17 protein-coding genes are annotated in these 15,142 nt (G+C 73.3%); 12 read left to right on the forward strand and 5 right to left on the reverse strand.

Annotation, left to right across the window (positions count from 1 at the left end; translation table 11 throughout):
* The first annotated feature begins 234 nt into the window (after positions 1 to 234).
* A complete protein-coding gene (locus tag ABH931_RS21335; protein ID WP_370115564.1) occupies positions 235 to 1,284 on the forward strand; it encodes a chitinase in 1,050 nt (349 codons plus the stop codon).
* A 176-nt stretch (positions 1,285 to 1,460) separates the two neighbouring features.
* Positions 1,461 to 1,703 (forward strand): chaplin, encoded by a 243-nt coding sequence (locus ABH931_RS21340; protein ID WP_370115566.1) that lies wholly within the window; start codon positions 1,461 to 1,463, stop codon positions 1,701 to 1,703.
* Positions 1,704 to 1,777: 74 nt separating this feature from the next.
* On the opposite strand, the gene ABH931_RS21345 is transcribed toward ABH931_RS21340, so the two are convergent.
* Positions 1,778 to 2,614, reverse strand: coding sequence for a ribonuclease BN (locus ABH931_RS21345; RefSeq protein WP_370115568.1), 837 nt, complete (start codon positions 2,612 to 2,614; stop codon positions 1,778 to 1,780).
* Positions 2,615 to 2,778: 164 nt separating this feature from the next.
* On the opposite strand from ABH931_RS21345, the gene ABH931_RS21350 reads away from it, so the two are divergent.
* The 7 genes from ABH931_RS21350 to ABH931_RS21380 all read left to right on the forward strand — a co-directional run bounded on the left by ABH931_RS21350 (position 2,779) and on the right by ABH931_RS21380 (position 9,288).
* Positions 2,779 to 3,189: a hypothetical protein gene (locus ABH931_RS21350; protein WP_370115570.1), complete on the forward strand. Its 411-nt coding sequence runs from the start codon at positions 2,779 to 2,781 to the stop codon at positions 3,187 to 3,189.
* 92 nt (positions 3,190 to 3,281) lie between these two features.
* The gene (locus tag ABH931_RS21355) at positions 3,282 to 4,136 is read left to right on the forward strand and encodes a DNA-formamidopyrimidine glycosylase family protein (protein ID WP_370115572.1); all 855 of its coding nucleotides are present in this window, start codon (positions 3,282 to 3,284) and stop codon (positions 4,134 to 4,136) included.
* Between the two features lie 7 nt (positions 4,137 to 4,143).
* A complete protein-coding gene (locus tag ABH931_RS21360; protein WP_370115573.1) occupies positions 4,144 to 4,887 on the forward strand; it encodes a dienelactone hydrolase family protein in 744 nt (247 codons plus the stop codon).
* A 2-nt stretch (positions 4,888 to 4,889) separates the two neighbouring features.
* A complete protein-coding gene (locus ABH931_RS21365; protein WP_370115575.1) occupies positions 4,890 to 5,156 on the forward strand; it encodes a DUF6295 family protein in 267 nt (88 codons plus the stop codon).
* Positions 5,157 to 5,545: 389 nt separating this feature from the next.
* Positions 5,546 to 7,663, forward strand: coding sequence for an elongation factor G (gene fusA, locus ABH931_RS21370; protein WP_370115577.1), 2,118 nt, complete (start codon positions 5,546 to 5,548; stop codon positions 7,661 to 7,663).
* 171 nt (positions 7,664 to 7,834) lie between these two features.
* A complete protein-coding gene (locus ABH931_RS21375) occupies positions 7,835 to 8,647 on the forward strand; it encodes a TrmB family transcriptional regulator (protein ID WP_370115579.1) in 813 nt (270 codons plus the stop codon).
* A 119-nt stretch (positions 8,648 to 8,766) separates the two neighbouring features.
* Entirely contained in the window at positions 8,767 to 9,288 is a 522-nt protein-coding gene (locus ABH931_RS21380; protein WP_370115708.1) for an NUDIX domain-containing protein, read from the forward strand.
* Between the two features lie 12 nt (positions 9,289 to 9,300).
* On the opposite strand, the gene ABH931_RS21385 is transcribed toward ABH931_RS21380, so the two are convergent.
* Complete coding sequence (locus ABH931_RS21385) at positions 9,301 to 10,386, reverse strand: hypothetical protein (RefSeq protein WP_370115581.1); 1,086 nt, start codon at positions 10,384 to 10,386, stop codon at positions 9,301 to 9,303.
* Between the two features lie 229 nt (positions 10,387 to 10,615).
* Between ABH931_RS21385 and ABH931_RS21390 the strand changes: the two genes are divergently transcribed.
* Positions 10,616 to 11,266, forward strand: a complete 651-nt coding sequence (locus ABH931_RS21390; protein WP_370115583.1) for a thioredoxin family protein — start codon at positions 10,616 to 10,618, stop codon at positions 11,264 to 11,266.
* Positions 11,263 to 11,799 carry a hypothetical protein gene (locus ABH931_RS21395; RefSeq protein ID WP_370115585.1) on the forward strand — a complete coding sequence of 179 codons (537 nt, stop codon included), beginning with the start codon at positions 11,263 to 11,265 and terminating at the stop codon, positions 11,797 to 11,799. The genes ABH931_RS21390 and ABH931_RS21395 overlap by 4 nt, the downstream gene beginning before the upstream one ends.
* Positions 11,800 to 11,836: 37 nt before the next feature.
* On the opposite strand, the gene ABH931_RS21400 is transcribed toward ABH931_RS21395, so the two are convergent.
* A complete protein-coding gene (locus ABH931_RS21400; protein ID WP_370115587.1) occupies positions 11,837 to 12,796 on the reverse strand; it encodes an ADP-ribosylglycohydrolase family protein in 960 nt (319 codons plus the stop codon).
* A 123-nt stretch (positions 12,797 to 12,919) separates the two neighbouring features.
* Here ABH931_RS21400 and ABH931_RS21405 point away from each other — a divergent pair, with 123 nt between their 5' ends.
* On the forward strand, positions 12,920 to 13,183 hold the full coding sequence (locus ABH931_RS21405) for a DUF1876 domain-containing protein (RefSeq protein ID WP_370115589.1): 264 nt from the start codon (positions 12,920 to 12,922) through the stop codon (positions 13,181 to 13,183).
* A gap of 19 nt (positions 13,184 to 13,202) precedes the next feature.
* Here the strand turns inward: ABH931_RS21405 and ABH931_RS21410 are convergent, their stop codons facing one another.
* Together ABH931_RS21410 and ABH931_RS21415 are read right to left on the reverse strand one after the other, a co-directional pair.
* Complete coding sequence (locus ABH931_RS21410) at positions 13,203 to 14,240, reverse strand: DUF3048 domain-containing protein (protein ID WP_370115591.1); 1,038 nt, start codon at positions 14,238 to 14,240, stop codon at positions 13,203 to 13,205.
* 103 nt (positions 14,241 to 14,343) lie between these two features.
* Positions 14,344 to 14,991 carry a phosphoribosyltransferase gene (locus ABH931_RS21415; RefSeq protein WP_370115593.1) on the reverse strand — a complete coding sequence of 216 codons (648 nt, stop codon included), beginning with the start codon at positions 14,989 to 14,991 and terminating at the stop codon, positions 14,344 to 14,346.
* Between the last annotated feature and the right edge of the window lie 151 nt (positions 14,992 to 15,142).

Below are 15,142 nucleotides of genomic sequence, written 5' to 3' on the forward strand. Positions count from 1 at the left end.
GATGCTCCCCCGGCGGCGTCAACCTACGCGTAGATGTAGATGCATTCCACGCTTTCGCGGATTAGCCGGAGCGCAGCATCGAGGCGCACGCCCCCCGTCGGGCCGCGCGCCCACATGTCCGTTCTGTCGGACCTGTTGACGGCCCGTCGGCCAGGCCGGTATATCTACCGGCACATGTCAGGAAGGAAAGTTTCCTAACCATCTTCCCCCATCGCTTCGTTCCGGAGGCCTCACGTGCGCCCCACCGCTCCCCTGCGTGCCACCGCTGCCACCGCCGCGACCACGCTCGCCCTGCTCGCGGCCCTCGCACTCTCGTCCAGTCCCGCGGGGGCGGCCGTCCACCCCGCGACGACCGTCCCTACCCACGTGTTCGCTCCCTACGTGGAGACCTACAACGGCGACGACCCGGCCACCATCGCCTCGAAGTCCGGCGTCAAGTGGGTCTCGCTGGCGTTCCTGCAGACCGCGAAGGCGGGCTCCTGCACGCTCGACTGGAACGGCAGCACCTCCCAGCCCATCTCCTCCTCCGTCTACGGCTCCTCCTTCACCGCCCTGCGCGCGGCCGGCGGTGACGGGATCCCCTCGCTCGGCGGCTACACGGCGGACACCACCAACACCGAGCTCGCCGACAGCTGCACCAGCGTCAGTTCCATCACCTCGCAGCTGGAGAAGCTCATCTCGACGTACGGGCTCTCCCGCGTCGACTTCGACGTCGAGCAGAACTCGCTGACCAACAGCGCGGGCATCGACCGGCGCAACAAGGCCATAGCCCAGGTGGAGTCGTGGGCGGCGAGCAACGGCCGGCACGTGGAGTTCTCCTACACGCTGCCGACCAACACCGACGGCCTGGACTCCGGCGGCACGGCGGTGCTCAAGAACGCCGTGGCCAACCACACCCGCATCGACGTGGTCAACATCATGACCTTCGACTACTACACCGGCGGCTCGCACGAGATGGCCACGGCGACGGAGACCGCCGCACAGGGCCTGGTCACCGAACTCGGCAAGCTCTACCCGACCAAGAGCTCCGCGCAGCTGTGGGCGATGGTCGGCGTCACCGAGATGCCCGGCATCGACGACTACGGCAAGCCGGAGACCCTCACGACCGCCGACGCGAAGACGGTCTACACCTGGGCCGTGAGCAAGGGCGTCGACGAGATCTCCATGTGGGCCTCGGAACGCGACAACGGCGGCTGCCCCGGCACGGCCGGCTCGGACTCCTGCTCCGGCATCAGCCAGTCGACGTGGTACTTCAGCCACACCTGGGAGCCCTACACCTCCTGACGGTGTGACCGGCTGTCCGGACGGCGACGGGCTGGGCGCGTCGGCCGACCGGGTGAAACCCGGCCGACCTGCATGTCCTTCGGCGTTGACCGCGCGTTGGCAGTGAAAGTCGGTGCGGCCCCCAGCCGTGTCGGCCGGATCTGACCCATTCTCGGTTCCCGAAGGGACTACCTCACATGAGCAGCACCCAGCGCGGCCTTGCGGTGACGGCGGCGGCAGCCGGTCTTGTCGCGGCGGCCGCCGGCATGGCGACTGCCAGCAGCACCGCGACCGGCACCGCCACCAACTCCCCGGGCTTCCTCTCCGGCAACCTGATCCAGGTTCCGGTCCACATCCCGGTGAACGTCTGCGGCAACACCGTCAACGTCATCGGTGCGCTGAACCCGGCCTTCGGCAACAGCTGCGCCAACGAGGGCTGATTCCGGCCTCGGTGCGTACCTGCGGGCCGGGCCCGTGCGAGCGAGAGCTCGTACGGGCCCGGCCCGCGCGGACGTCAGGGCTCGGACGGGCGTTCGGTCTCGGACGGCGGGGTGAGGGCCTGGCCGGCGAGGCAGCCGGCGTAGAGCGTGTAGCCGACGCCGATGAGGAACGACTGGACGATCAGGACCGTGCCGACGGTCCCGTAGGAGACCGCGTTCATCACCAACAGCGGCGCCAGCACGAAGCGGGAGAAGATCTGCAGGCCGGTGAGGGCGAGGACGGTCGCGATCGCGCCCGGGAGCAGCCGGGTCAAGGGGATGCGGGAGCCCAGCAGGAGCCACTGGAGCCACCAGAACAGCGCGATGCCGCCGACCAGCGTCACGACGACGCGCAGCCCGGGCTGGAAGGCGGTGCCCTGGCCTGGGACGCCGCTCCAGGCAGCCAGCAGGATGTAGCCGATGAGGCCGGCCAGGCCGACGGTCTGGCGCCAGGTGGTGTGCCAAGGACCACGCGGGAGGCTCCAGATGCGTTCGTAGGCGGCCTGGACCGAGGCCATCAGGGAGATGCCGAAGACCGCGAGGGCGGCGAGGCTGACGCCGGTGGTCGTGCTGAGCGTCTGGCCGCGGGCGACGAAGAGACGCTTGACGGCCTGCGCGCCGGCGCCGGAGAGCCCGAGGGCGTCGGTGATCCACTGGGCGATGCCGTTGCCCCGGGTCCCCTCGGCGGCGGCGATGACGACGAGCAGGGGCACCAGGGTGACGAAGAAGAGCGCGGCGAAGGCGAGCGAACGCTGCATGATCTCCACGTGGCGGCCGTGGTCCCACAGGCGGCGGGCGTAGGACGCCCAGTACGCGCGGGTGGTCCACACCCTGCCGCCGTGGCCCGGTCGGCCGTCCCCGTCGCTCTCCACGACCCCCAGCTCACCTCCTCCGCTCCGCCTCCACCTTCGCCCCCTCCCGGCCGCCCCGCCAGGACCCGCCGCCGTGCGGGTGAGTGCGCAGGCGTCTCCCAGGGAAACCACAAAGTCGGTCCCTACGGTCGTGGCCGTACGGCTGAACGGCAGGAGGAGAGGCCATGACGGTGCTGGAGCGCGAGAGCGTGGAGCGGATCGACGGCGGCGTGGACCTCGGGGACGGGTGGGCACTGCGCCTCGGACAGGGGTCGCGCGGGCGGGTCGCGCTGGAGGTCTACGCCGGGGAGGCGCTGCTCGACGTCATGGTCGAGAGCGCGCTGACGGCCGAACTGCTGCGCGGTGCCCGCCGTGGCGCCGCGCCCGGGACGGCGGTGCTGGCGTGGGGCCTGCTGCCGCCGGACGGGTGCACCCCGCTGGTGCGGTTCGGCCGCGGCGCGGCCGAGGCGACGGTGCCGCGCGTGGTCGCGGGGCGGTTCTGGGTGGCGCTGGGCGACGCGTCCGCGGACCGCGTGGCGGTCTCGGCGCGGGCGGGTGCGGCGTGGCAGGCGCTGCGCGTGACGCCGCTGCGGTAGGCGCCCGCTCGGTCCCGGTGGGTGGGCCTTCGTCGTTGTCGGTGGTGGGTGCGACGATGGGCGCAGCAGGGACGAGAGGGAGAGGGAGCCCGGTGCCCGAGGGTGATTCGGTCTATCGGACGGCGTGGGAGCTGCGGCGGGCGCTGGCCGGTCAGGTGCTGCGGGTGGCCGAGTTGCGGGTGCCGGCGCATGCCACCGCCGATCTGGTGGGGCGTGGCGTGCTGGACGTGGTGCCGCGTGGCAAGCATCTGCTGACGCGGATCGAGGGCGGGCTGACGCTGCACACGCATCTGCGGATGGAGGGGCGCTGGCGGGTCTTCGCGGCGGGCGAGCCGTGGAGCGGCGGGGCGGAGTTCCAGATCCGGGCGGTGCTGGGCAACGCCGACCGGACGGCGGTCGGATACCGGCTGGGCGTGGTGGAGCTGCTGCCGACGGCCGGGGAGGCGCGGGTGGTCGGCCATCTGGGGCCGGATCTGCTCGGGCCCACCGAGCCGACCAGCGGCTCCGCCGCGTGGGACGAGGCGGAGGCGGTGCGCCGGCTCGCCTCGGTGCCGGGGCGCGGTCTCGGGGAGGCGCTGCTGGACCAGCGCAACCTGGCCGGGATCGGGAACGTGTACGCGAACGAGCTGTGCTTCCTCGCGCAGGTGTCGCCGTGGACGCCTGTCGCGCAGGTGGCGGAGCTGCCGCGGGTGGTCCACGCGGCGCGGCACCTGCTGGTGCTGAACAAGCTGCGCCACGGCCATGTGACGACGGGTGATCCGCGCCGTGACCGTCAGCACTGGGTGTACGGCCGGGCACACCGGCCGTGCCGGCGCTGCGGCACGGAGGTGCGGACGGCCCGGCTCGGGGCCCCGCCGCAGGACCGGGTGGTGTTCTGGTGCCCGCGCTGCCAGCCCGGCCCGTCCCCGGCGGCGGGCGTGCCGGGGCGTGGGACACGCGTGATATAGCTGGCGCATGTACGAATCCATGATCGCAACGCTGGTCCGCATCCCGGGCCACGACGGGGACGAGATCGAGGCCTACGTGGCCCGGCCCGAGGCGGAGTTCAGCCGTGGTGGCGTCGTCGTCATCCACCACCTGCCGGGCTGGGACCGCGGCTCGAAGGAGATCGCGCGCCGCTTCGCCGAGCTGGGCTACGACGTCGTCTGCCCGAACCTGTACACGCGCGAGGCGCCCGGCGCATCGCCGGAGGACGCGGCCGCGGTTGCGCGGGCGCAGGGCGGGATCCCGGACGAGCGGCTGGTGGGCGACGTGGCGGCCGCGGCCGCCTATCTGCGCGCGCTGCCGACCTCGAACGGCAAGGTCGGCGTGATCGGTTACTGCTCGGGCGGGCGTCAGTCCGTGCTGGCGGCCTGCCACCTGGACCTGGACGCGGCGGTGGACTGCTACGGCGCGTTCGTCACCGGCGAGGTGCCGACCGAGTTCCCGCTGAAGGTCACGAACCTGGTGGACCAGCTGCCGGGCCTGCGGGCCCCGCTGCTCGGCCTGTTCGGCGCGGAGGACAAGTACCCGAGCCCGGAGCAGGTGACGCAGCTGGAGGAGATCCTCACCGCGCACGGCAAGGAGTTCGAGGTCCACAGCTACGAGGGGGCCGGGCACGCCTTCTTCTCCACCGAGCGTCCCAGCTACAACGTGGCGGCGGCCACCGACGGCTGGGAGCGCATCGCGGCCTTCTTCGGCAAGCACCTGGGAGCCTGAGCATGTGCACCTACACCACCGTGCAGGCCGCGATCGACGGCAGCGCCAAGGGGCCGGGCAGCACGTTCTTCCATGTGGGGCAGGCGACGGTCTACTTCGACCACCCGGTGCACGCGATGGCCGAGCACACCCTGAACATCGACCTGGCCGACCCGGACGGCGATCCCGCGCGCCGGGTGGCCATGGAGCTGACCGCGGAGTCCGCGCGGCAGCTGGTCGCCGCGATCCAGCAGGCGCTGGCCGCGGTTCCGGAGGAACTCAAGGCCTGAGTGCGGAAATTGGGATGCGCCGCGCGGTCCCCCGCTGACAGACTCGGCCCGTGCCGAGCGCACCGCACGGAAGCGGTCGCCCGGCGCACCACTGACCGGCACACCTGTGCCATGCGTTCGACGCTTTCGTTCCACTGACACACCGACTTCGACCACGAGGGGAGCCCGGCCATGAACAACCGTCACGCCGTCATGGCTCCCCTGACGCGGTACGAGGTGATCCTGGTGTCCCGGGTCCTCCGGTGCCGGCTGCGCGGCCGGAACCGGAGGACCACGGCGCTCGCCTGACGACTGCGAGCCGAGCGGCACCGTGCCGCCCGACGCTCCGTCACGCCGCCGCGGGGTAATCGCGCCTCCCTGTCCAGGATCATCCTGAAAGGCCTTCGGCCGTGCGTACCACCGTCACCACTGTTTCCGCCCTCGCCCAGGTCCGCAACCTCGGCATCCTCGCGCATGTCGACGCCGGGAAGACGACCGTCACCGAGCGGATCCTCTTCGCCACCGGCAGCACGCACAAGCGCGGCGAGGTCCACGACGGCACCACCGTCACCGACTTCGACCCGCAGGAGCGCGACCGCGGCATCACGATCTTCGCCGCGGCCGTCAGCTGCGACTGGGACGGGCACCGGATCAACCTGATCGACACCCCTGGCCACGTCGACTTCGCCGACGAGGTCGAGCGCGCCCTGCGCGTGCTCGACGGCGCGGTCGCGGTCTTCGACGCCGTGGCGGGCGTGGAGCCGCAGAGCGAGGCGGTGTGGCGGCAGGCGGACCGGCACGGCGTGCCGCGGATCGCCTTCGTCAACAAGCTCGACCGCGCCGGGGCGGACCTCGACGCGGCAGTCGCCTCGATCCGGTCGCGGCTGCACACCGTGCCGCTGGTGGTGCAGCTGCCGATCGGGAGCGAGGAGCACTTCACCGGTGTCGTCGACCTGGTCACGCTGCGCGCGCTGACCTGGCCGGACGCGGCGGCGGGCATGCACGCGGGCGAGGTGCCCGCACACCTGCGGGAGGAGGCGCGGAGCCGGCGCCACCTGCTGGAGGAAGCGGTCGCGGAGCTGCATCCGCGGGCGTTGGAGGAGTTCTGCGCCGAGGGCCGGCTGAGCGACAGCTCACTGGCCGCGGCGCTTCGGGAAGTGACCTGTACCGGAGAGGGGGTGGTGGTGCTGTGTGGATCCGCGTATCGCAATCGTGGGGTGGAGCCGCTGCTGGACGCGGTGGTCTCGTACCTGCCTTCGCCTGCGGATGTCGCTCCGGCGAGGGGGACGTCGGCCCCGACGTCTCGTGACACCTCCCACCTTCCCGCTCACGGTACGTCCGGTGCCGGGGTGGCGGCGGGGTCGGCGGAACGTGCCGCCGACCCCGCGCAGCCGCTCGCGGCGCTGGTCTTCAAGGTCACCCAGGCGCCCACGGGGCGGCTGACCTTCCTGCGCCTGTACTCCGGCACCCTGCGCAAAGGCGACTCGGTGCTGGACGCCGGCGCCGGACGCACCGAGCGGGTGGGCCGCATCCTGCGGGTCCAGGCGGACCGGCACGCGGACGTGGAGACGGCGGTCGCGGGCGACATCGTGGCCGTGATCGGCCCGAAGGCGGCCCGCGCGGGCGCGACGTTGTGCGCGCCGCACGCGCCACTGCTGCTGGAGCCGCCGGGGACGGCGGAGCCGGTGGTGTCGGTCGCGGTGGAGGCGGTGCGGTCCTCGGACTCGGAGCGGCTGGTGGGCCTGCTGGCCCGGCTGGTCGAGGAGGACCCCTCGCTCGCGGTGCGGACCGACCCGGAGACGGGCCAGACCGTGCTGTCGGGCATGGGCGAGCTGCATCTTGAGGTCGCGGTGGAGAAGCTGCGCCGCGCCCACGGGATGGAGCTGCGCGTCGGCCGCCCGCAGGTGGGCCATCGCGAGACGGTCGTGCGCGGCGTGGCGGGCATGCTCTTCCGCCACGTCAAACAGGACGGCGGTTCGGGCCAGTTCGCGCAGGTCGTGCTCGACGTCCAGCCGCTCGAGCGGGTGGAGGGCGGGCCTGAGTTCGTCTTCGCGTCCACCGTGACCGGCGGCCGGGTGCCGCAGGAGTGGATCCGCGCGGTCGAGGCCGGCTGTCGTGACGCCCTCGCCGAGGGTCCGCTCGGCGGTCACCGGGTGACGGGCGTCAAGGTGACGCTGACGGACGGGGCCACGCATCCGAAGGACTCCTCGGATCTGGCGTTCCGCACGGCGGGCCGGCTGGCGCTGCGTCAGGCGCTGGGCCGGTGCGCGATGGTCCTGCTGGAGCCGGTCGTGGAGGTGACCGTGACGGTCCCGGAGGAGGCAGTCGGGTCGGTGCTCGGCGATCTGGCCGCGCGGCGCGGCCGGGTGTCCGGCCAGACGGTGCGCGGCGGCGCCGGTGTGGTCACCGCGACGGTACCGCTGGCGGAGCTGTTCGGCTACGCCACGCGGCTGCGCAGCCGGACGCAGGGCCGTGGCACGTTCACGGCACGGCCGACCGGGTTCGCCCCGGCGCGAACCGAGGGATGATCTTCATCCCGCGTCCGTCCGGGCGACAGCGCGGCGACGGCATGACGTCGGCGGTGGCCCGTTCCCTTGGTCGGGAGCGGGCCACCGCCGCGTCGCCGTAGGCTGTTGCGATATCAGTAGTTGAATCATCACTGTTCGCAACCGGACCTGAGTCTCTGATATGAGTGGTACATGACACCGGCAGCATCGTTTTGCGAACGGGCGCTCGAAACCCTGGGGTTGACGTCGTACTCGTCCCGCGCCTACGCCACCTTGGCCCGACTCCCCCACGCCACCGCCCCGGATCTGGCGGACGCCACCCGCGTCCCACGCCAGCGCATCTACGACGTCCTGGGCTCGCTCATCGACCAGGGCCTGGTGGCGAAGACGCCCGGCAAGCCGGCCGCGTACCGGGCCGTGGACCCCGCGTGCGCGGCGGCGGCCCTGATCCGCGCCCACCGCGACAGCCTGGCCCGACTGGAGGTCGTCGCCTCCGACCTGGTCGCCGAGCTGCGCGCGGACTGGCTGACCGCGCGCAGCGAGCCCCGGCCCGGGCTCGCCCGCTCGCGCGACGACCAAGGCGTCCTGGCGCGGATGGACCACTGGCGCGACTACGCCCAGCACTCGGTGCTGGCGACCGCCCGGCCTCCCTTCGACGGCCTGTCGGACGAGGGCTGGCTCAGCCGGGTCCGCGCGATCACCACCTCCGGGGGCTCGGTGCGCTGCGTCTACCATGCGGACCTGCTCAGCGACCCGCGCCTGGTGGCGCGGGCGGCACGGTTCGCCGCGGCCGGCGAACAGGCCAGGGTCACCTCCGCGGTGGAGACCCGCATGATCCTCACGGACCGCGAACGCGCCCTGCTGACCCTCCCCTCGGCGGACCCGACCCCGGACGGAACCCCCGGACCGGTCCTGCTCGTCGACGACGTGCACACGGTCGCCGAGCTCGAGGAGACCTTCGACCGCCTCTGGGCACGGGCGACGCCGTTCACCGCGGCGGCCTGACCCACCGCCCCGTGCCGCACGCCCGCGAGCTACGCGGGTAACCCTCACCCTGGACCTCAGGGTGAGGGCTGTGCCGTGGACCGGCCGTGTCAGACCCACGGCCTATCGTGCGGCGGGTGATGCGCGACGAGTTCGACCAGAGGTCCGTGGCCGCCGCCGCGGCTGACGCCGCGTCGGCGGTGTGCGAGTACGACGACGCCCGCCGCTGGCTGGCCGCGGCCTGCCGGGGGCCGATGGAGCCGCTGGGAGCCGAGGTGTGGGTCTTCGACAAGGACCTGACGCGGGTTCTGCTGGTCCACCACCGCTGGCGGGGCTGGGTGCCACCCGGCGGCATGGTCGAGCCCGGCGAGACCCCCCGCGAGGCGGCCGCGCGCGAACTGCGGGAAGAGACGGGCTTGGACGCGGCGCTCCTCCCCCAGCCGGCCGCGGCGACCGTCCGCTCCTACGCCACCGGCCTCGCGGTGACCTTGGGCCTCTCGTACGCCGCGCTGGCCGACACCTCGACCCCGCTCGCTCCGGAGGACGGGCAACCGGCGGCCTGGCTCCCACTGGACCAGCCCTGGGACAGCTGCTTCCCTGACGACCGGTCACGCATGCGACATCACGCCGCCTGGCTCGCCCGGCGCGGCTCCGGCACCTGAGCGCAGCCGCGCCTACGACGACTCGAAGCGCGCCCTCGTGTACCAGTATCCGAAGCTGTGGTCGAGGCCTCTGGTGACGATGTGGTCGGGGCCAAGGGCGCGCAGGCAGTCCACAAGAACGGCATGGAGAGCCCCTGCGGCCGCGGCCGGGCCGGCTGCGTGGGCCAGGATGCCGCCCAAGTGCCCGCGGGCCTTGAGAATGACGGCGTGGTCGGGACCGAGGACGTGCAGGAAGTCCGCGAGAGGGGCGGCGAGAGCCGCGGCGACCGGGACCGGAGTGACGAGTCCGTCGCGTAGACCGTCCAGGTGGTCGCGGCCGTTCACGATCGCGGGGTGCTCGGGGCCGAGGACCGTCGAGGCATTGGCCAGGAGGGCCTCGAACGCCTCAGTGGCCTCCGCCGGACTCACCTCCCCACCCAGGAAGAGAGCCAGGTCGGAGCCCAGGACGACGGGATGCTCGGCGCCGAGCAACCGAATGCAGTCGGACAGGAGCGCCTCGAAAGCAGCGGTAGCCGCCGCCGGATGCCCGGTCACCGCGAGAAAACGAGCCAGGTGGCCACGGGCCGTCGGGGCGAAGGGATGCTCCGCTTCCGGCCCCGGATACGCGCAGTCAGCCGCCATGGATTGGAGCAGACGCAACCCGAGGTTCGGATACTCAGGCTGATTCAGGTAGTCCGCAAGGTTGTCGCGGACGCTCCGGATGCCGGGGTTGTCGGGACCGCCGAAGCGCACGTAGTCGGCGAGGAACGCCGGTTCGCCTCCCACCGTCACCTCGTCCTGCGGGTGGGTCGGCTGCATGGCCGCCTCCGCCGCGTGGCAGATCTGCAACTGCCCCGCCAGGGCGCGGGCGAAGCCCGGATCGCCTTCAGCGACGGGCACCAGCGCGAGCGCCATCCGCCGCATCGTGTCCGACGAGATCTTCTCGCGGCCCGCGTCGGCCTCACCGACGAGCAAACGCCAGGCCGGGCCGTCCCCGAGCTTCGGCGCCACCAGCGCGTGCAACCGCTCCCCCGCCCAATCCCTCGGATCATCGGCACTCTCGGCCTTGCGTCCCAGGAACAGGAACAGGTAGGCCACCACGGCCTCGGTGTCGGTCATCGTTCCCCCCGATGGTGTGACGATCCGCCAGTCCCCATCCAAGCAGGCACCGGTCCGGCCTCCCCAGCGTGGGACCCACCCAGCCCGCCCCGGGTTCACGGCGGGTGAGCCGGGAGCGGGAATCCGAGTCGATCCGCTCGCGGATTTCTGTGACTCCCGTCCCGCCCGCGGATCTCCAGTACGAGGGCCGCCCCACCGGAGCGGCGGCCACGCACCCTCGGGAGCCACCGTGCGCCAAGCGATATCCGTGTTCACCGCCGCAGCCGTCGTCGCCCTGGCGGCGGGCTGCGCCTCGCCTCTCAACGCATCGACCGTCGGCGCCGCGCAGCCGTCCGTGAGCGCCACGGCGAGCGGGGCCGGGGCCCCGACGCCGACAGCCCGGCCCTTGTCGGACGCGACGACGCAGCGTCCGGCCTCCCCACAGGCGAGCAAGCGCCCGACGCCCCACCCCACGGCGTCGCACCGCACGACCAGGCCGGCCTCGTCCGCTCCCACGTCCTTCGGCTACTCGCCGACCGCGAACGCCCAGGCCCAGATCGACGCCGCCCGCGCCGCGGCACGGGCGGACGGCAAGGAGGTCCTCCTCGACTTCGGCGCGACCTGGTGCGGCAACTGCGTGGCGATGGACCAGGACTTCCACACCTCGCAGGTCCGGGCCGTCCTCGGCGCCTCCTACCACCTCGTCCAGATCGACATCGGCGACAACGTCGACGCGAACATGCGCATCCTGGGGCACTACGACGACGCGAGCAGCTTCGCGCTGCCCGTCATCGTCATCCTCAGCCCGTCGGGCACCATCCGCGTCGACACCAACAAGACCGGGAACCCGCAGTTCGACCAGGCCGGGTTCCTGGCCTTCCTGAAGAAGTGGGCCGCATGAGACGGCAGCTCCCGCTGCTCGGCGCCGGCGCGGCGGTCGCCGGGGTCCTGGCCGCCGGCGCCTTCGTGGCGCTGCGGCCGGACGGGACCGCGCCCTCCGTGGTGGGCCGGTTCACCCAGAACGGGGTGACCGTCACGCTGACCGTCAAGGACCGGTCCGGCCCGCATGCCACGCTGGAGGCGAGCTTCGCCCCGCAACACCCCGGCTACCACCTCTACAGTGTCGACCTCCCGCCGACCGGCATCGACGGAGTCGGACGGCCCCTCAGGGTCACGGTGCGCAGCGCCGTGCTCAGCGCCGGCCCGCCCGTCACCGCCGAGCGGCCGGTGCGGCTCCCCCTGGCCGGGACCTCGCTCGTGCTGCCGGTCTACCCGGACGGGCCGGTCACCGCGGACCTCCAGGTCCGCGCGACGGGCTCGGGAACGGCAACTGTGCTGGTCAGCTACGCCGCGTGCAGCCGGGAGAACTGCCTGCCGCCGGTGACCGACCATCCGGTGGAGCTGCGCGTCAGTGCCTCCGGGGTCATCTCCTGACCGGACCGCCGTGCCCGCCTGAACGAGCCCGCAGGGGTCAGCGGGCGCCCACCCAGTCCGGGAGCGGCTCGCGGCGGGTGAGCCAGGTCGCGGGGACGTGGGCGAGGCCGGTGCGGGCGGCGACCACACCGCCGGTGATGGCGCAGGTGGTGTCGACGTCGCCGAGGCCAGCCGCCGTGGACCACAGCGCGCCCACGAGGTCGTCGAGGTGGTGGGCGGCCGACCAGAGGGCGAAGGGGACGGTGTCGCTCGCGCGGATGCGCTGTCCACTGCCGAGCAGGTCCGCCGCGCGCCACGGCGGGGTCGTGGGCGGGAGGGCGGCGGCGCGGTGGAGGCCCTCGTGGATGGCGCCCTGCGGGGTGACCGCGCGCACCCGGTCCAGCAGGTCGGCGGCGGACGGGGCGTCAGCGCCCCGGCTCGCGGCGGCCAGTGCCGCGGCCGCCGCGACGGCCACCGCGCCGGCGACGCCCTCCGGGTGGGCGTGGGTGACCTCGGCCGAGAAGGTGGCCTGGGCGACCGCCTCGTCCAGGTCGTCGCAGAACCACGCGCCCAGCGGGGCGACGCGCATCGCCGCGCCGTTGCCGAGGCTTCCCTGGTCGTCGAAGAGCCTGCGGCTCTCCTCCCGCCACGCGTCCGGCCGTTCGGCCAGGACCGGGAGCAGGCGCCGCATGCCGTGGCCGTAGCCGCGCGCGGGATCCGCGAGGAACGTCGCGGCGAAGGAGCGGGCGAGGTCCTCCTGGTGCACCGCGTCCTGGAAGCACAGCACCCGCACCAGGGCGAGCGCCATCGCGGTGTCGTCGGTCCAGTGCCACGGCGACTCCTGCGGCACGATCCGCGCCGCGATCTGCGCGGACGCCTCGTCCGGCGCGCGGAACAGCCGGAACCACCGCTCGCCGAACGCGTCCCCGAGGGCGAGCCCCTCCAGCGCGTCGCGCGCGGGCGCGGGCGGTGCGAAGGGGAGGGAGAGCGGGGCGGGCGGGTTCGTGGGCTGGGTCATGCGGCCATGCTGTCAGCCGGGGCGGCCCGTCGCACCGGGGTTTCCGGGTGTCCGGGGCCGCCGGACTGGACTCCCGCGTGCGGGCGTGGCGCACTGGTGGGAGAGGCAGGAACAGGTGATGTCATGAAGACCAAGCAGTGGACCGTCACGGTCACCATCGACGAGGACGAGGACCGTACCGAGGCGCGGGCCGTGATGACGGACCCCGGGGCGCCGATGGCGACCGGGCGCGGGGTGGCGCGGCGGAACCCGGCTGATCGGTCGGTGCCGGACATCGGTGACGAGCTCGCGGCCAGCCGCGCTCTGGAAGACCTCGCGCAGCGTCTGCACGACATGGCCTCGCACGACTTCGCCTACCTGGCCGGACCGGCCCCCGCCGCGCGGTGAGGGCGCGCGGCGGCGGGCCTCAGCCCTCCAGGACGATCCAGGTGCGGCCCTGGGCGAGTTGCATCGGCGCGCCGCCGACCGTGTAGCTGGTGGGCGCGCCGTCGTTCGGCTTGGACCACTGGCCGTGCCAGACCTTGCCGTCGCGGTAGAAGTCGGCGCTGCCCTGGCCGGTGGTCTGCGAGAAGACCTCGTTGTCGGCGTGCCCAGCGTTGTGGTCGGTGTACTTGCCCGGCACGACCTGCACGTGCTGGATGATCACGTTGTCCGCGTTCGCCTGCCCGGCGTCGGTGGTCGTCACGCCGTGCCCGTCCACGGCGACCAGCCACTTCGCGCCCGAGGCGGTGAAGGTGAACCGCGCCGAGGGCATCCTGGCGCTCGCCGTGCCGGCGGCGGTGCCGCCCGCGGGTTCGGCGCCGAAACGCAGGCCCACGTCCTGGGTGGAGGCCAGATCGGGGAAGGCCGCGAAGACCTGCGCGGGCTGGATGTAGGTGGGGTCGCTGCCGCCGTTGCTGAACAGGTCGTTGCGGGCGATCGGCGTGATCGTCTGAAGGTTGGCGGCGGCCAGGTCGGGTAGCAGGCCGGAGATCGCGCCGGAGTAGGCGAAGCCGACGCGCCCGAAGGGGGCGAGCAGGGGGATGTCGGCCTGCCGGGCGCTGCGTATCGGCCCCACCTTGGCGGGGACGTGGGAGCTGTCGAAGACCACCAGGTAGCGGCTGAGCCCGCCCTCGACCTGGATCGCGTAGACGAGGTCCGCGGAGTTCAGTCCGGCTTGGACGCGCTGCGCGCCGCCGACGTTGTCGATCTTCACGGCGAGCACGTGCCCGCCCGTCCCCTCGCCGGTCAGCGGGTTCACCGCCGGCGAGGAGGGTGACGTGGACGGCGGAGCCGCCGGGTTGCCTCCCCCCGCCACTCCGAACCAGAGCCCGGCACCGACGACCGCGAGCCCGGCGACCAGGGCTACGATCCGCGCGCGCCGACTCAGCCCACGGCGTGAGCCGGACGGGCCCGCGCCCGAGCCCCGGTGGCCGGACCCCCTGTTGTCTGAGTCGTCCGCCATCTGCTCACCACCTCGGAACGTGAACAGGTGTTCCTTACCACCATGCGCCCACCGCACCGCGACGGAAACCCGTGGGACCCCGGACCGGGCCCGTTCGCGGCGCTCAGTGCGGTACCGCGCGGTCCAGGCAGGCCAGGACCTCCGCGTCCGAGGTCTGGGTGAAGTCCTCGTAGAACTGTCCGATCGCCGCGAACCAGGCCGGCTGGTCGGCGACGACGAGTTCGTCGACGAGGCCGGTGAAGGCGGAGGCGATGCCGCGCGGGGCGACGGGGACCGCGAGGACGACCCGGGCGGCGCCCTGGGCGCGGACGATGCGGCAGGCGGCCCGCGCGGTGGAGCCGGTGGCGATGCCGTCGTCCACGACGAGGGCGGTGCGCCCGGTGACCGCGACGGGCGGGCGGTCGCCCCGGTAGCGGCGGACCCGGCGTTCCAGTTCGGTGCGCTCCTCGCGTTCGACGCGGGCGAGGGCCTCCTCGCTCGCGCCGGCCAGGCGGATGACCTCGGCGTTGAGCACGCGCACCCCGCCCTCGCCGATCGCCCCCATGCCGAGCTCCGGCTGCTCGGGAACGCCGAGCTTGCGGACCACCACGACGTCCAGCGGCGCGTCCAGCTCGGCCGCCACCTCGGCCGCGACCGGCACCCCGCCGCGCGGGAGTCCCAGCACCACCACGTCCTGGTCGCGCAGGTGGTGAAGGCGCGCGGCGAGCCGTCTCCCCGCCTCGCGGCGATCGGTGAAGACGGCGAAGGCCATGGCGCCCGCCCGGGTCGGTTGCTTCCCCTCATCCGAGCATAGGCGTCCGCGCCGCCGCTGCCCCAGCCCGCCGGCGCGGTGGCCCGGCGGCCCGGAGAGCGCACCGGGCCGGTCCGGCCCCCGCGACTACCTAAGTGTGACGGATTCGCCG

This window comes from Streptacidiphilus sp. MAP12-33 (assembly GCF_041261265.1).
Taxonomy (GTDB): domain Bacteria; phylum Actinomycetota; class Actinomycetes; order Streptomycetales; family Streptomycetaceae; genus Streptacidiphilus.

What these genes read in the sequence shown, in the direction of transcription:
- ABH931_RS21405 (WP_370115589.1), top strand. Translation starts at nt 12,920, where the DNA reads ATGAAGACCAAGCAGTGGACCGTCACGGTCACCATCGACGAGGACGAG.
- ABH931_RS21385 (WP_370115581.1), bottom strand. Translation starts at nt 10,386, where the DNA reads ATGACCGACACCGAGGCCGTGGTGGCCTACCTGTTCCTGTTCCTGGGA.
- ABH931_RS21400 (WP_370115587.1), bottom strand. Translation starts at nt 12,796, where the DNA reads ATGACCCAGCCCACGAACCCGCCCGCCCCGCTCTCCCTCCCCTTCGCA.
- ABH931_RS21365 (WP_370115575.1), top strand. Translation starts at nt 4,890, where the DNA reads ATGTGCACCTACACCACCGTGCAGGCCGCGATCGACGGCAGCGCCAAG.
- ABH931_RS21410 (WP_370115591.1), bottom strand. Translation starts at nt 14,240, where the DNA reads ATGGCGGACGACTCAGACAACAGGGGGTCCGGCCACCGGGGCTCGGGC.
- ABH931_RS21360 (WP_370115573.1), top strand. Translation starts at nt 4,144, where the DNA reads ATGTACGAATCCATGATCGCAACGCTGGTCCGCATCCCGGGCCACGAC.
- ABH931_RS21350 (WP_370115570.1), top strand. Translation starts at nt 2,779, where the DNA reads ATGACGGTGCTGGAGCGCGAGAGCGTGGAGCGGATCGACGGCGGCGTG.
- ABH931_RS21395 (WP_370115585.1), top strand. Translation starts at nt 11,263, where the DNA reads ATGAGACGGCAGCTCCCGCTGCTCGGCGCCGGCGCGGCGGTCGCCGGG.
- ABH931_RS21340 (WP_370115566.1), top strand. Translation starts at nt 1,461, where the DNA reads ATGAGCAGCACCCAGCGCGGCCTTGCGGTGACGGCGGCGGCAGCCGGT.
- ABH931_RS21375 (WP_370115579.1), top strand. Translation starts at nt 7,835, where the DNA reads ATGACACCGGCAGCATCGTTTTGCGAACGGGCGCTCGAAACCCTGGGG.
- ABH931_RS21380 (WP_370115708.1), top strand. Translation starts at nt 8,767, where the DNA reads ATGCGCGACGAGTTCGACCAGAGGTCCGTGGCCGCCGCCGCGGCTGAC.
- ABH931_RS21415 (WP_370115593.1), bottom strand. Translation starts at nt 14,991, where the DNA reads ATGGCCTTCGCCGTCTTCACCGATCGCCGCGAGGCGGGGAGACGGCTC.